The sequence below is a fragment of the Klebsiella sp. 7-CIP_Kleb. genome, from assembly GCF_050378655.1.
In the GTDB taxonomy this organism is placed as follows: Bacteria; Pseudomonadota; Gammaproteobacteria; order Enterobacterales; family Enterobacteriaceae; genus Klebsiella; species Klebsiella quasipneumoniae.
This window is the reverse complement of record NZ_JBNRLJ010000001.1, coordinates 152,074-166,456: the sequence shown is the minus strand read 5'-3', so window position 1 is coordinate 166,456 and position 14,383 is coordinate 152,074. Positions and strand designations below refer to the sequence as shown.

The 14,383-nt window shown below is 58.5% G+C and carries 11 protein-coding genes; 5 read left to right on the top strand and 6 right to left on the bottom strand.

The genetic code is table 11. From position 1 onward, the window contains the following. A complete protein-coding gene (locus ACQUTI_RS00775) occupies nucleotides 1–618 on the top strand; it encodes a malonate decarboxylase holo-ACP synthase (protein ID WP_017900313.1) in 618 nt (205 codons plus the stop codon). Further along, nucleotides 618–1,520: a malonate decarboxylase subunit epsilon gene (gene mdcH, locus ACQUTI_RS00770; RefSeq protein WP_156235028.1), complete on the top strand. Its 903-nt coding sequence runs from the start codon at nucleotides 618–620 to the stop codon at nucleotides 1,518–1,520. Before ACQUTI_RS00775 ends, mdcH begins: the two co-directional genes overlap by 1 nt. Here mdcH and ACQUTI_RS00765 read toward each other — a convergent pair. The 4 genes from ACQUTI_RS00765 to ACQUTI_RS00750 form a co-directional block, all read right to left on the bottom strand. Next, nucleotides 1,510–2,436, bottom strand: coding sequence for a LysR family transcriptional regulator (locus ACQUTI_RS00765; RefSeq protein WP_004206070.1), 927 nt, complete (start codon nucleotides 2,434–2,436; stop codon nucleotides 1,510–1,512). The genes mdcH and ACQUTI_RS00765 overlap by 11 nt on opposite strands. 156 nt (nucleotides 2,437–2,592) lie before the next feature. Then, nucleotides 2,593–4,203 carry a malate dehydrogenase (quinone) gene (gene mqo / locus ACQUTI_RS00760; protein WP_231787065.1) on the bottom strand — a complete coding sequence of 537 codons (1,611 nt, stop codon included), beginning with the start codon at nucleotides 4,201–4,203 and terminating at the stop codon, nucleotides 2,593–2,595. 307 nt (nucleotides 4,204–4,510) lie between these two features. Continuing rightward, complete coding sequence (locus ACQUTI_RS00755) at nucleotides 4,511–5,431, bottom strand: N-acetylmuramic acid 6-phosphate etherase (RefSeq protein ID WP_017900310.1); 921 nt, start codon at nucleotides 5,429–5,431, stop codon at nucleotides 4,511–4,513. A 199-nt stretch (nucleotides 5,432–5,630) separates the two neighbouring features. Continuing rightward, nucleotides 5,631–5,954, bottom strand: a complete 324-nt coding sequence (locus tag ACQUTI_RS00750; protein ID WP_186334902.1) for a hypothetical protein — start codon at nucleotides 5,952–5,954, stop codon at nucleotides 5,631–5,633. 152 nt (nucleotides 5,955–6,106) lie between these two features. Here ACQUTI_RS00750 and ACQUTI_RS00745 point away from each other — a divergent pair, with 152 nt between their 5' ends. Further along, the gene (locus tag ACQUTI_RS00745; protein ID WP_428923168.1) at nucleotides 6,107–7,723 is read left to right on the top strand and encodes a sensor histidine kinase; all 1,617 of its coding nucleotides are present in this window, start codon (nucleotides 6,107–6,109) and stop codon (nucleotides 7,721–7,723) included. Further along, nucleotides 7,720–8,439, top strand: coding sequence for a two-component system response regulator DcuR (gene dcuR / locus ACQUTI_RS00740; RefSeq protein WP_017900307.1), 720 nt, complete (start codon nucleotides 7,720–7,722; stop codon nucleotides 8,437–8,439). Before ACQUTI_RS00745 ends, dcuR begins: the two co-directional genes overlap by 4 nt. Here dcuR and ACQUTI_RS00735 read toward each other — a convergent pair. Beyond that, a complete protein-coding gene (locus tag ACQUTI_RS00735) occupies nucleotides 8,420–9,370 on the bottom strand; it encodes an FAD:protein FMN transferase (protein ID WP_109938939.1) in 951 nt (316 codons plus the stop codon). The genes dcuR and ACQUTI_RS00735 overlap by 20 nt on opposite strands. Nucleotides 9,371–9,435: 65 nt before the next feature. Next, nucleotides 9,436–12,213 (bottom strand): flavocytochrome c, encoded by a 2,778-nt coding sequence (locus ACQUTI_RS00730; protein WP_032455986.1) that lies wholly within the window; start codon nucleotides 12,211–12,213, stop codon nucleotides 9,436–9,438. Nucleotides 12,214–12,853: 640 nt separating this feature from the next. Between ACQUTI_RS00730 and ACQUTI_RS00725 the strand changes: the two genes are divergently transcribed. After that, nucleotides 12,854–14,365, top strand: a complete 1,512-nt coding sequence (locus ACQUTI_RS00725) for an anion permease (protein ID WP_049092623.1) — start codon at nucleotides 12,854–12,856, stop codon at nucleotides 14,363–14,365. Nucleotides 14,366–14,383 lie beyond the last annotated feature (18 nt).

Here is a 14,383-nt window from a genome sequence, read left to right as displayed (position 1 = left end):
ATGTCATCAACGCCGCGTCCCCACGATTTAGTTTGGTTAAACCACGCCAGCGCCCTGGAAGATATTGCAGAGCCGTGGGTGGTTCAGCAGTGGCGAGCCGCGCTGCCGGTGGTGGTGAGGCGCGACGTTGACGGCCAGGCCCGCATCCCGGTTGGGGTGCGGGGCATGAAGCGCGAGCAGCGCGCCGCCGGCTGGGTACAGGCGCAGAATATCGTGCGCAGCGTCACCCCGGAGATGCTGGTGGAGCGCGAGCGCCTGCTGGGCTCTCCTTTTGTTTCGCAGCCGCCGGTGCAGGCGGCTATCGCCCTGACGCTGGACGACTGGCCCTGGCGCTGGGGCGTCACCGGCAGCACTGGCTACGCGCTGGCGACCGAAATCCCGGTACTCCATGCAGCAAGCGATTTGGATCTGCTGATCCGCGCGCCGCAGCCGCTGGCCCGCGAGGCGCTGCTGGAATGGCAGTCCCGGGTGGCCAAGCTCCCGTGCCGCGCCGATACCCAGGTCGAAACGCCGTACGGCGCCTTCGCCCTCAATGAGTGGCTACGCGATGGGCGGGCGCTGCTGAAAACGTCACACGGTGCGCGCTTAACTACTGCGCCGTGGCGCAGGGAGGAATGATGAAGATTTTGTTTACTTTTCCCGGACAGGGCGCCCAGCGTCCCAACATGCTGGCGGCTATCCCCGACCGCGAAGCGATCCTCAGCCAGGCGCGCGCCGTGCTGGGGGATGAAGTCGAGACTCTCGATAGCGCTGATGCGCTAAAACACACCCGTGCGGTCCAGCTCTGTCTGCTGATCGTCGGGGTAGCCTGGGCGCGCGAGCTACAGCGCCAGGGCGTTAATCCGCAGATGGTCAGCGGCCTCTCCATCGGCGCCTTTCCCGCAGCGGTCATTGCCGGCGCGCTCGATTTCGCCAGCGCGCTGCGGCTGGTAGCCCTGCGCGGCGATCTCATGGAACAGGCCTATCCTGAAGGTTACGGGCTGACGGCGATTATGGGCCTGACCCGCCCGCGGCTTGAGGCGCTGATGCAGGGCCACGAGGTCTATCTCGCCAACCTCAACGCCGAAACGCAGATTGTGATCGCCGGACGCGATGAAGCCATGGCCGAAGTGGCACAGCTGGCGCTGCAGGCGGGCGCCAGCAAGGCGCAGCGGCTGGCGGTCAGCGTGCCATCGCACTGTGCGCTGCTGGATAAACCCGCCGCAGCGCTGGCAAAAGCCTTTGCCAACCTGACCTTAACGCGCCCGCAGTGCGCCTATTTAAGCGGCTCGACAGCGCGCGTGCTGTGGGATCCGCAGCGGATCGCCGACGATCTGGCGATGAACATGGCGCGCACCGTCCACTGGCAGGAGGCGATGATCGCCGCCGATGAACGCGACGCGAGACTGGCAATCGAGATGCCGCCCGGCGGCGTGCTCACCTGCCTGACCCGCCAGGCGGGCTGGCGCGGGGAGACCCTTTCGCTGGAACACAGCGGCGTGGACGTTGCCCGCCATCTGGCGCAGCGGCTTAACGAATAAGGCTCCGGGCGTACATCCTTCCTTCCGCCGCCAGCGCCAGCAGGTCGGCATCGCGCTCGCGATGGTGTGAATAGACAATCGAGATCAGCTGGCGCATCTGGTACGGTTCCGCCAGCTTTAACAGCTGTACATCTTTTTCATAGACTTTCTTCATTCGCCCCGGCAGCAGCGCAAACCCGACGCCCGCCTGCACCAGGCTAATCATCGAAAAGATGTCATTCACCCGGGTGACGATCTCCGGCTCGAAACCAGCGATATGGAATGCTTCCCGAAATCCGGCATAGGTGGCGAACCCCTCCGCCAGCGACACAAACTTGCGATCGGCGTAATCGCGCAGGTCGGCGAGTTGTGAGGCATCCAGCTGCTCCGTCGCCGGGGCGGCGAGAAAAATATCGTCCTCAAACAGCGGCACCACGTCGAAAGCGGTATTGTTGAACTCCCCTTCATTGGTGGCGATCAGGATAGCGTCGAGAGCGTCGTCTTCCAGCATATCCAGCAGCATCTGGTTAGAGCCCATGGTCAGATCCAGCTCCAGCTCAGGGCGCCGCAGCTTCATGCCCATGATAATGCGCGGGACGGTTTCCAGGGTCAGGGAATAAAGAGTGCCGATGCGCAGCCGCCCCTGGCCGACGCCGGCGACTTTGCGCGTCGCCTCAAGCCCCCGGCTCATCAGACTCATCACATCCTGACAATATTCCAGCAGTGTCCATGCTGCCTGCAGCGGCAGCAAATTGCGCCCTTTGTGAACAAACAGCGGGCAGCCCACCCCCTCTTCCAGCGTATGCAGCGCGCGGTGGACGCTGACGCTGCTGAGCTTCATCGCTTCGGCGGTTCTGGCGATATTGCCTTTCGCCATAAACATCATAAAGACCGACAACTTGCGGAAGGTGATCTCCTGGTTGATATCGTCTTGCATAGCCCTTCCACACTCCTGATTTGCTTTTCTTTTTCAATTCAAATCAGTATATCGTTTATGACGGCAAAGTTGCAGGCAGAGCGCGGCGCAGGCGGGGAATGGACGCAAAAAAGGGAAGACCGTGGTCTTCCCTTTTGTTCACTTTCAAGTTTGCTTTTACAGCGCCATATCATGCTGCGGCGAGGCGTCGCGCTGAGGCTCAACCGGCTTCGCGGTCGCGGTGGGCGCAGCCGCTGGCATCTGGATCACCGGCGGTTTCGTCAGCTGCAGGGTCGCGGCGGTATCATCCCAAACCTGCTGGGTCAGCGCCACGTTGCCGTTTAGCTTCTGGCCGTAGCTCGGCACGATCTGGTGGATACGGGTCTGCCACTCCGGCGAGTTAAACTGCGTCGGGAACATCTGCTTGAGCACATTGAGGGTGATCGGCGCAGCGGTGGAAGCCCCCGGCGACGCGCCAAGCAGCGCGGAAATGGTTTTCTGCTGATCGACCACCACTTCGGTGCCCAGTTTCAACACGCCGCCCTTCTCTGCGTCTTTCTTAATGATCTGCACGCGCTGGCCGGCCTGGATCAGCTTCCAGTCCTCTTTACGCGCGTCAGGGTAGTACTCTTTCAGCGCGGCGAAGCGGTCATCATCGCTGAGCATCACCTGGCTGACGAGATATTTCACCAGATCGAAGTTGTCGAGACCGACGTGGGTCATCGGCAGCACGTTGTCAGTGGTAGTGGTGCTCAACAGGTCGAAGAAGGAACCGTTCTTCAGGAACTTGGTCGAGAAGGTGGCGAAAGGCCCAAACAGCACCACGCGCTTGCCATCGAGGTAGCGGGCGTCAAGGTGCGGTACCGACATCGGTGGTGCGCCGACCGAAGCCTGGCCATACACTTTCTCGAGGTGCTGCGCGGTGACCGCCGGGTTCTCGGTCATCAGGAACGAACCACCCACCGGGAAGCCAGCATAGTTGTCCGCTTCCGGAATACCGGTTTTTTGCAGCAGCTTCAGCGCACCGCCGCCGGCGCCAATAAAGACGTATTTCGCATCGATGGTCTGCGCCTCGCCGCTCTGCACGTTCTTAATGGTCACGTGCCAGGAGTTATCGGCATTGCGTTTGAAATCGGTGACCTCAGAGGAGGTTTGCAGGGTGAAATGGCTGTTTTTCTTCAGGCTGCCGATCAGCTGCCGGGTGATTTCGCCATAGTTAACGTCGGTACCCACCGGCGTCCAGGTGGCAGCCACTTTCTGCTGCGGATCGCGGCCTTCCATCACCAGCGGCGCCCACTGTTTAATTTGCGCGTGGTCGGTGGAGAATTTCATCCCCTGGAATAAGGTGGTCTGCTGCAGCGCGTTATAACGCTTCTGCAGATAGTCGACATTATCGCCCCAGACGAAACTCATATGCGGCGTGGAATTAATAAAGGAGTGCGGGTCGTGCAAAATACCGCGCTTCACCTGTGCCGACCAGAACTGACGGGAAATCATGAACTGTTCGTTAATATCCAGCGCTTTGCTGACGTCAATCGATCCGTCCGCCCGCTCCGGCGTATAGTTCAGCTCCATATTCGCCGAGTGACCGGTACCGGCATTATTCCAGCCGTTGGAGGATTCCAGGGCCACGCCGTCCAGTTTCTCCACCATCGTCAGGTTCCAGTCCGGCTGCAGCGCCTGCAGCCAGGTGCCAAGCGAGGCGCTCATGATCCCGCCGCCAATCAGCAGGAAGTCGGTTTTTTTAGAGGTATCCGCTTCAGCATGCGTCGCCGCGCTGACGAACATCGCTAATGCGGTAAAGGAAATAATCGTTTTTTTCATTGCAGGCATAATAGAATTATCACGTAGCACACGGTAATAAGAGGCAGCATATTAACGCACTTTTACTTTATTTTAAAATATCATTTACACTCTCGCATTTTTAATCAAATAATTATTTAACTTAAAAAATCAGAGCGGCACTAAAAAATAAGCGTCGGCGTAAAATCTCACTGAAAATTCAGCGCAATTACCGGAATAAATAGAAGAGAGGAATTTCTTTAGTTAATAAAGTGCAGGCGCGCATACCGTTTGTGCGCGCCTGGCTAAAGGCTTAATGGGCGGGAGTGACAGCGCTGCGCTGGGCTTCGCGCAGGGCGAGACGCAGATGATCGTGATGTTTGGTCAGCAGCTCCCGCGCGTGCCAGGCGTCCAGCCCGCTGAGCAGCATCAGGATGGCGGTGCGGCACTGGTGGTGGCAGCTGGTCAGCGCGGCTTTCGCTTCGCTGCGCGTGCAGTCGGTGGCCGCCATGACAATCGCCACCTGCCGCTCCGCCCAGTGTGGACTGTCAGCCTGCAGATCCACTCGCAGGTTGCTGTACACCCGGCCGTCACGGATAGCGAGGCCCGTCGACACCATGTTAAGGATCTGCCGCTGGGCCAGCCGGGCCTTCGGATTGGTCAAGCCCGCCACCGCTTCCGGCCCGGTTTGCGGAGCAATAATTATATCCGCCAGCTGCGCCGCCTCGCTGGCCGCCTGCTGAGTCACCACCGCGATCGGAGCCCCCAGCGACCAGGCGTGGCGCATCGCCCCCCAGACCCATGGGGTCTTGCCGCTAACGGTAAGCGCCAGCAGCATATCGTGGCTGGAAAAGTCCAGCGACTGCAGCTCGAAGGCGCCTAGATCGTAATTATTCGCCGCGGTCTCCCGCTCGGCCATCGCCGGCGTCTGCCCACCTGCAATCAGCCCCACCAGCGCGTGTTTGCCTTCCGGAGAGTAGTCGCTGACCGCCTGGACAGCCGTGCGGCCTGATTCCCCGGCGCCGATAATAACCAGACGCCCTCCCCGGCTCATTGTCGCGGTGGCAATATCAATCAACCGGGCGATATCCGGCAAACAGGCGCCAACCGCCTCCGATATCTGCTTATCATCCTGATGCAGCATCGCCAGCATGTCGGCGGTGGCGAGGCGATCGATGTGGGTGGTATCCGGGTGACGACGTGCCTGCATTGACGCGGTTAGCGAACTGCTCATAACAACCTCCATTTACGACAGAAAAAGCGCATCTCGGCGAAATCAGCGGCCTGATGCATATCCTTATATTCATCAGGACTATTTAACCTCTGTCGCCACTATAAGGGGAATCTTCCGCGCTTTACCGCCGTCGGGGTCACAGTTTACCGTCCCGATCGCCCATTCACGGGCAATTGCCGATTATCTGAACAATCCTGTCTCAGCTCTCATCTTCGCCGTCCGCCTGCATGGCCAGCCAGAAGGATTGTTGACAGAGGTTATAAAATTGTTTGCGCATTGGCTGCACCACCAGGCCGGCGCTATCGATAACCTGCCACTCGATCCAGCACTCCGGGCAGGAGGCGGCATCCTGTTGCGGAAGTTCGAGTTCGTAGCGGTGCTCGATCACCACCCCGCTGCGATGTCGCCAGCGCGCGATCTCCCACTCTGCTTCCGCTTCATGGTCCTGTTCACGATGCTGTGCCAGTCGTTCAACGTGCTGTTGCCGGAGAATATCCCGGACCAGAGATGCCAGTTCCATCATGTCTGCCTTAAGCCTGTGGCGAAAAGCGACAGTTTATCGTGGACGGGACGAGGCTACCGTAGCAAAAGCGGCCTTTTGCTTTGATTACACGGCTTTATGAATGCCACGCTATCAGCGATAATAATCGTTTACTGACTCTATCCGGGATCGTCATGAAGGCATCAGAGCACCCGCCTCGCGTTCGTCAACGCCCCTTACCGCTAAAGCTGAGCACCGCCGTCTCCTTGATGATTGGCAGCGTGATCGGCGCCGTGCTGCTGCTGGTCTATGCCCTGTGGTATATGCAGATCAGCAATGCCACTCGCGATGGTCTGAAAGAGACCGCGCTGGCGGTGGCGCGCACCATGGCCGATATGCCGCAGGTGAAGCGCGGACTGGAGGCGCCGCCGCAGCAGCAAATTATTCAGCCGCTGGCGCAGACCATCACCCGGCGCAACGACCTGCTGTACGCTATCGTCACCGATATGCAGGGTATTCGCTATTCGCATCCGGATAGCTCAATTATTGGCAAACCCTTCATCGGCCACGATATCCAGCCGACGCTGCAGGGAAAAGAGAACGTGGCCATTAACCACGGCGTGCTGGCCCCGGCGCTGCGGGTGTTTACCCCGGTGTTCAACGATCAGCATCAGCAGATTGGCGTGGTGGTGGTCGGCATTTCGCTGAGTAAAGTGGACGAGCAGATCGCCAACAGCCGCTGGGACGTGCTGCTGACCATCCTGTTCAGCGCGCTGGTCTGCGCCCTCGGCACCTGGAGCCTGGTGCGCGGCCTGAAGCGCGTCCTGCTGGGACTGGAGCCGCAAGAAATCTCCACTCAGTTTCAGCAGCGTCAGGCCATGCTTCACGCCCTCAAGGAGGGGGTGGTGGCCGTCGATGCCCATGGTGAGGTTAACCTGATCAACCCGGCGGCGCGCGAGATCCTCTTTTCCGGGCCGGACAAGACGCTCGCTCATACCCCGCTGCTCGCTGACCTGCAGACGGTTTTGCACAGCGGCGAGCCGATGTACGACCGCGAGCTGGGATGCAATGGCCTGTTGCTAATCAGCAACACGGTGCCTATCCGCAGCCAGGAGGCCGTGGTCGGCGCCATCTGTACCTTCCGCGATAAGACCGAAGTCAGCCAGCTGCTGCAGCGGCTGGACGGTATGATGAGCTATGTCGATGCCCTGCGCACCACCTCCCATGAATTTATGAATAAACTGCACGTGATCCTCGGCCTGCTGAATATGAAAAGCTATGGCAAACTCGAGGAGTACGTGTTGCAGACCGCCCATCGCTACCAGGCGGACATCGGCGATATTCAGCACCGCATAAAATCCCCGGTGGTCGCCGGCTTTCTGATAAGTAAAATGCAGCGCGCCACCGAGTGCGGCTTTACCCTTAAGCTGGCGGAAGAGAGCCTGGTGCCGGATTGCCCGAATGAGAAGCAGGTCACCGTGCTGGTGACGGTGCTGGGCAACCTTATTGAGAACGCGCTGGATGCCATGAACGGTCAGGCGGAGGGCGAGATCGGCCTGCTGCTGCACTATCAGGACGGCTGGCTAAGCGGTGAAGTGAGCGACGACGGGCCGGGGATCCCGGAAAACAACATCGACGCTATCTTTAACAAAGGGTTCTCCACCAAAGGCGAGAATCGCGGCGTCGGGCTGTTTCTCGCCAACCAGCAATTACGCGAGCTGGGCGGCACCCTCGCCGTCGAGTCGGAACCCTGCGTATTTACTCAATTTTTTGTTCATCTCCCCTGGGATAGTAAAAGGAAACGTGCGTGATAAATGTGTTGATTGTTGACGATGATGCCATGGTGGCCGAACTGAATCGCCTGTACGTGGCAAGGGTTCCCGGCTTTCGTTGCAGCGGGAGCGCTTCGACGCTCAGTCAAGCCCAGGAGATGATTAACGATCCGCAGCAGGAGATCGATCTGGTGCTGCTGGATGTCTATATGCAGCAGGACAGCGGGCTCGATCTGCTGCCGACTATCCGTCAATCGGGGCGCGCCATCGACGTCATCATGATCACCTCAGCGGCGGATGCCGCCACGGTGCAGACCGCCATGCATTACGGGGTAGTCGATTACCTGATCAAACCCTTCCAGTTTCCCCGTTTTGAAGAGGCGCTCACTACCTGGCGGGAGAAGCGCAAGCTGATAACCGGCCAACCCTATTACGAGCAGGCCGACGTTGACCGCCTGCTGCACGGCGGCACGCCGGAGGCCAGCGACGCGCGCAAGCTGCCCAAGGGGCTGACCGCGCAAACCCTGCGCACGCTGTGCCAGTGGATTGACGCCCACCCGGACGTTGAATTCTCTACCGATGAGCTGGCGGCGGCGGTGAATATCTCCCGCGTTTCCTGCCGTAAGTATCTGATCTGGCTGGCGCAGATCAATATTCTCTATACCACTATCCACTACGGCGCCACCGGGCGGCCGGTCTATCGCTACCGGCTGGTGGCCGAACAGTACAGTTTGCTTAAGCAGTACAGTCAATAACGCGGTAGCCGCTATCCAGCGCCGCAAAGCGCAATCGCTGCGGCGATGAAAGTATAATGTCGCGATTTTTGGTGACGAAAATCGCGTCGATATCCTGCCGTTGACGCAGCGCTGCACAGCCTTTCTCGACGCCGAGACCGAACAGCAGCGTGGTCCAGATATCGCCGTCTAAAGAATCAGTGGAAATCACCGTGACGCTGTCGAGTTCGTTATCCAGCGGGTAACCGCTGCGCGGGTCGAGAATATGGTGCCAGCGCCTGCCATCCTGCTCGAAATAACGTTCGTAGGTGCCCGAGGTGACCACCGACTGCCCGTTAACCGTCAGAGAGCCGATCAGCGCCTGCGCATCGGCAAACGGTTTTTTCAGGCCAATGGCCCATTCGCCAAGGGTATGCACGTTGCCGCCGAGGTTGATCAGCGCCTTTTCCACCTGCTGCTGACGGAGATAATCACGCACCCGGTCAGCGATATAGCCTTTGGCGATCGCCCCAAGATCCAGCTCCATCCCCGGCTGCTGAAGAAACACGCTGCAGGTTGCCTCATCCAGGATCACCTCTTGCGGGCGGGTCAGCGCCAGCCGGGCCCTGATTTCGCCGGCGTCAGGCACGCTGTGTCCCTGAAAGCCAATTCGCCACAGCTTCACCAGCGGCCCAATCGCGAGGTTAAAGGCGCTGTCGCGCACCATGCTGGCGGCTTTGGCGCACTGAATGAGCTGAAAGACCGGGCGGCTGACCGTCACCGGGTGACGTCCGGCGGCGTGGTTGATATCCATTACCTGCGACTCGGCGCGGTTAACGGTAAGCAGATCTTCGTAGCGTTTGATTAACTGAAATACGCGGGAGGCCAGCGCCTCATTATGGGAGCAGAGTTTGAGCTGGATGGGAGAACCCATCAGAACGGCGGAGTAGCTATAGACGCGGTTATCAGACATCGGGCTCTCCTTAGAAGGGATAAGCCGGGCGGCGAGAGCGCCAGCCCGGCATCAGCAATTACGTCTTATCCTCTGGCGCGTTTCGCCGCCTGGCGACCCGCGAGGGTGCCGAAGATGATGATATCCGCCACCGCGTTACCACCGATACGGTTGCCGCCGTGGATCCCGCCAACCACCTCACCGGCGGCGTAGGCGCCGCGGATCGGCTGCCGGGCAACGTCCAGCACTTCGCCATCGGTGTTAATGGTCACGCCGCCCATGGTGTGGTGCACCCCCGGGGCGATACGGATGGCATGGAACGGACCTTCGTTAATCGGCGCGCGCAGCGCGGTGGTACGGCCAAACTGTTCATCATGCTGTTTTTCCACCGCCCCGTTGTAGCACTCAAGGGTGGCGAGGAAGGCATGGTAATCCATCCCCAGTTTATCCGCCAGTTCACGCGGCGAGCTGGCGCTGGTGACGAAGCCTTTGGCGATGTACTCATCGGCGGCTTTGTTTTTCGCCCGCACATGTTCGTCAAAGACGATGTACGCATAGTGTTCCGGTAGGGCGATAATCGCCGCGGAGACTTTATCGCGGGTCTCCATTTCGTTGAAGAAGCGGTTACCCTGCTGGTTGACGAGGATCGCCCCGCCGCCACGAATCGACTCGGAAATCAGATAGGAGGTCTGCTGTTCAACGGTCGGGTGGATTTGAATTTCGCCCATATCCACGGTACCGGCGCCAATGCGCTCCAGCAGCGCGATACCGCTCCCGGTGGCCCCTTTGTGGTTGGTGGTGACGAAGCCTTCGAGGTCAGGACGATACTTCACCACCATCGCGCTGTTGGCGCTGAAGCCGCCGGTGGCCACCACAATGCTTTTAGTCTGGATCTCTACGATCTCGTTTTCGTCGTTGATCAGACGCACACCGCTGACTTCATCGCCGCTCATCAGGATCTCTTCCACCGAGGTATCCAGCAGGACGTCGATGCCGCGTTTGGTGATGTTGCGCACCAGGCCGCTAATCAGATAGCCGCCGACCGCTGATCCGTCGCGCGGACGGTGGGTGCGGTCAATGCTCATCCCGCCGGTGGTGGTGATATCGTTGAGCATAATGCCGCGGTCCGCCAGCCATTCAATGGCTTGCGGGGCATTCTCCACAAAGCGGCGCAGCAGCTGCGGATTGTTTTTATTGTGCCCGCCCCTCAGGGTTTCCTGATAGAACAGCTCTTTGCTGTCCTGAATGCCTTTCACGCGCTGGAAGCGGGTCTCCGCGGCGTTCATCCCGGCGGAAGCCTTGATGGTGTTCCCGCCAATGGTCGGCATTTTCTCGACGATCAGCACGCTGGCGCCTTCGTCGTGAGCCTGAATGGCGGCCGCCAGGCCGGCGCCGCCGCTGCCGACGACCACCACATCATAGCTTTTCGGCGCGGCGTCATTGCCGCCCTCTTCCGCCGCCAGCGCTTTGCTCGATTTCAGCATCGCTTTGGCGACCGCTTTTTTCACCGCCTCGCTCTGGCTGGTGGCCCCGGAAATGGCGTCGACGTGCGGGGTATTGGCGGTGAGAATACGTTCGCGGATCTCTTCGAAGCTGGTGGTGAACTCCACGGTCTGCACCGGGCTCGCCGCCAGTTCGATATCGGCGATATGGTCATTTTCGAGGCTGACGTTGATCACCAGTTCATTGGCGTCATCCTGAACGGTTTCAACAAACATCCCCGGCTTAAATTTAGCGTCGCCCATGCTCATGTCGCGGATCATCGCTTCCACCAGCGAGAAGCGCCACAGCGGTTCCGGAATGTGCAGCGCTTCGCGCTGGGTGCTGTCGATAAATAGCTCCAGCTCTTCACCCGCGGCGATACGAGCCGCCCAGTCAGGATAGGCGATGCAGGCGCGGCCCACAGCGATCAGGTCATAGCCGTGATCGAGGCCCAGCTCGGCATCGGCAACGTTAACCACCCCGCCGACGCCCATCACCGGCACCTGAGCCAGAGTGTCAGAGCGCATGGCGCAGTATTTCTCGATCAGCGGCGTCGGGTCGCTGGTATCGACGATAGAGGGACGCAGGGTCGCGCCCACCGAGAAGTGCAGATAATCGACGCCGCGAGCGGCCAGTTTTTCCAGCAGATACATGGTGTCATCGAAGCGGATCCCCGGGACCTCCATCTCTTCTGGCGAGAAGCGGTAGCCGATGATAAAGGCATCGTCAGCGTACTGGCGGGCCATTTTATGGGTGATGTCGAGAACCGCCAGCGGGAAGCGGGCGCGATTGTCGCGGCTACCGCCCCATTCGTCGTCGCGCTGGTTGGAGTTTGGCGAATAGAACTGCTGAATAAGGTAGGTGTTGGCGCCGTGAATTTCGACCCCATCGAAGCCGGCAAGGATAGCGCGGCGGACGCCCTCGCCAAACTTGGCGATCATCCCCTCCACTTCTTCTCCGCTCAGCGCCCGCGGCATCGCGGCGCCCTCACGCGGGGCGGCGATGGCGCTCGGCGCCACGGGCTGACGTCCGCCAATCAGCTGCGGGTCGACCATGCGGCCGCCGTGATAGATCTGCAGAATCGCTTTCGAACCTTCCGCTTTAATTGCTTCAGCGATTTTCGCCAGGCCGGCGATTTTTTCATCGTTATCGATACCGATAGCGCCCGGGAAGGCCAGACCGTAGTCATCAATAAAGCAGCACTCAACAATAATGGTGCCGATACTGCCGGCGCGGGCGCGGTAGTACTCCACCAGCTCGCTGGTGACAGTCCCGTCGAAATAACCGGTGCAGGTGGTCATCGGCGCCATCAGCAAACGGTTTTTCAGCTCCGTACCATTTGGTAAAGTAAATGGCTGCAAAATACGTTCGTTACTGGTCATAAGTTACGCTCCAGATTTTGAAATATTAAAAATTCAGAATGGGTGACGGAATCATTAATGGTTGTGGTTTTTTAATTCCTGTTGTCATGCTAATAATATAGCGATTTTTTTAGTTACTAAATCAATTACGTTAGTTATAAAACTATTTAACCCCAGCAATAACATCGCTACCCCTATTGTATTATTAAAATAATAAATAGCATTTACATAATACAAATGAAGGATAACATTTTAGATACTTTCGTTAACATTCAAAGCGACCAGCCATCAAGATTATTTGTTTTTATTTCATAGACATAGGCATGTGTCGAGTAAAAACAGCATTAATTGTACATTTTTATTTTAACATTTATCGATATTTTCGCCAAAATAACACCTCATCAGATAGGGTTATATCGAAAATAAAAAAATAGTGAAATCACCTGCTTTTCTTGATCTCGATCAATTGCAACGACCATTGAAAGCGCAATATATAAATAACCAACAAATTTAATTTAACGCCCATCAAACCGCGTTAAATAATCGCCAAGACGATACTCAGAAACGCAAAATAAAAACTAAAGTAATTTTTGTAATTAAAGAAATCACTGAGCGCATCGCTGGCGGAAACGTTATTTTCAACAACTTGCAGATACTCATTATGAAAGAGAAAAAGACAACCATACCGCCTGCCGGTGCAGTCAATCCAACGACTGCGAATAAAAAACGTCTCCTGATGATGGCGCTGCCGATTATCGTTGCTGTGCTATTACTCTTCGTCCCGGTCCCGGACGGCCTGCCGCCGTACGCCTGGCACTACTTCGCTATCTTCGTCGGGGTGATCGTCGGGTTGATTTTTGAACCACTGCCTGGCGCCGTTATCGGCATCACCGGCGTGGTGGTCATCGCCCTGTGCAGTCAATGGCTGCTGTTCAGCCCGGAACAGATGGCCGCACCCGGCTTCAAAATGGCTGGCGCCTCCTTTAAGTGGGCGGTGAGCGGCTTCGGCAACTCCACCGTGTGGCTTATCTTCGGCGCCTTTATGTTCGCCGCCGGCTACGATAAAACCCAGTTCGGCCGCCGCCTGGCGCTGATTCTGGTGAAATATCTCGGCCGTCGCAGCCTGACGCTGGGCTACGCCATCACCTTCGCGGATCTGCTGCTGGCGCCGTTTACGCCGTCGAATACAGCGCGCAGCGGGGGCACCATTTACCCAATTATCGCCAACCTGCCGCCGCTGTACGGTTCAAAACCGAACGATCCGAGCGCGCGTAAAATCGGTTCCTATCTGATGTGGGTAGCGATCACCGCCGCCTGTATCACCAGCTCGATGTTCCTGTCGGCACTGGCGCCGAACCTGCTGGCGCTGGCGCTGGTAAAAAGCATCGTCGGTATCAACATCTCCTGGGGCACCTGGTTCATCGCCTTCCTGCCGCTTGGCGTACTGCTGATCCTGACCATGCCGCTGCTGGCCTACTGGTTCTACCCGCCGGAAGTGAAAGTCAATAACGAAGTGCCGCTGTGGGCCGCTCGTGAACTGGAAAAACTGGGCAAACTGTCGCGCAATGAGATCCTGCTGCTGGTGTTCGTCTGCTTCGCGCTGATGATGTGGATCTTCGCCGCCGACTGGATTGAACCGGCCCTGGCCGCCCTGCTGGTTATCGTGCTGATGCTGTGGACCGGCGTGCTCTCCTGGAGCGATATCACCAACAATAAAGCGGCGTGGAACACCTTTGTCTGGTTCGCCACCCTGGTGGCGCTGGCCGACGGCCTCTCCTCCACCGGCTTTATCGCCTGGCTGGGTAAAGAGGGCGGCGCGCTGATGAGCGGTATCTCCCCGGGGATGGCGACCATCGTCCTGCTGCTGGCGTTCTACCTGCTGCACTATCTGTTTGCCAGCACCACCGCGCACACGACCGCGCTGCTGCCGGCCATGCTGACCATCGCCGCCACCATTCCGGGAATGAATATGGAAGTGTTCGTTCTGCTGATGGTGACCTCGCTGGGCGTGATGGGGATCATCACCCCGTACGGTACCGGCCCGAGCCCGATCTACTACGGCAGCGGCTATCTGCCGACCAAAGATTACTGGCGCCTCGGCACCATCTTTGGCGCCATCTTCCTGGCCGCCCTGCTGCTGATTGGCTATCCGTGGATGTCCATGATGTTCTGATTCATAACCGCCGGGAGC

Coding starts and splice junctions, on each gene's coding strand:
- ACQUTI_RS00775 (WP_017900313.1), top strand. CDS start 1: ATGTCATCAACGCCGCGTCCCCACGATTTAGTTTGGTTAAACCACGCC.
- mdcH (WP_156235028.1), top strand. CDS start 618: ATGAAGATTTTGTTTACTTTTCCCGGACAGGGCGCCCAGCGTCCCAAC.
- ACQUTI_RS00765 (WP_004206070.1), bottom strand. CDS start 2,436: ATGCAAGACGATATCAACCAGGAGATCACCTTCCGCAAGTTGTCGGTC.
- mqo (WP_231787065.1), bottom strand. CDS start 4,203: ATGTTCGTCAGCGCGGCGACGCATGCTGAAGCGGATACCTCTAAAAAA.
- ACQUTI_RS00755 (WP_017900310.1), bottom strand. CDS start 5,431: ATGAGCAGTTCGCTAACCGCGTCAATGCAGGCACGTCGTCACCCGGAT.
- ACQUTI_RS00750 (WP_186334902.1), bottom strand. CDS start 5,954: ATGATGGAACTGGCATCTCTGGTCCGGGATATTCTCCGGCAACAGCAC.
- ACQUTI_RS00745 (WP_428923168.1), top strand. CDS start 6,107: ATGAAGGCATCAGAGCACCCGCCTCGCGTTCGTCAACGCCCCTTACCG.
- ACQUTI_RS00735 (WP_109938939.1), bottom strand. CDS start 9,370: ATGTCTGATAACCGCGTCTATAGCTACTCCGCCGTTCTGATGGGTTCT.
- ACQUTI_RS00730 (WP_032455986.1), bottom strand. CDS start 12,213: ATGACCAGTAACGAACGTATTTTGCAGCCATTTACTTTACCAAATGGT.
- ACQUTI_RS00725 (WP_049092623.1), top strand. CDS start 12,854: ATGAAAGAGAAAAAGACAACCATACCGCCTGCCGGTGCAGTCAATCCA.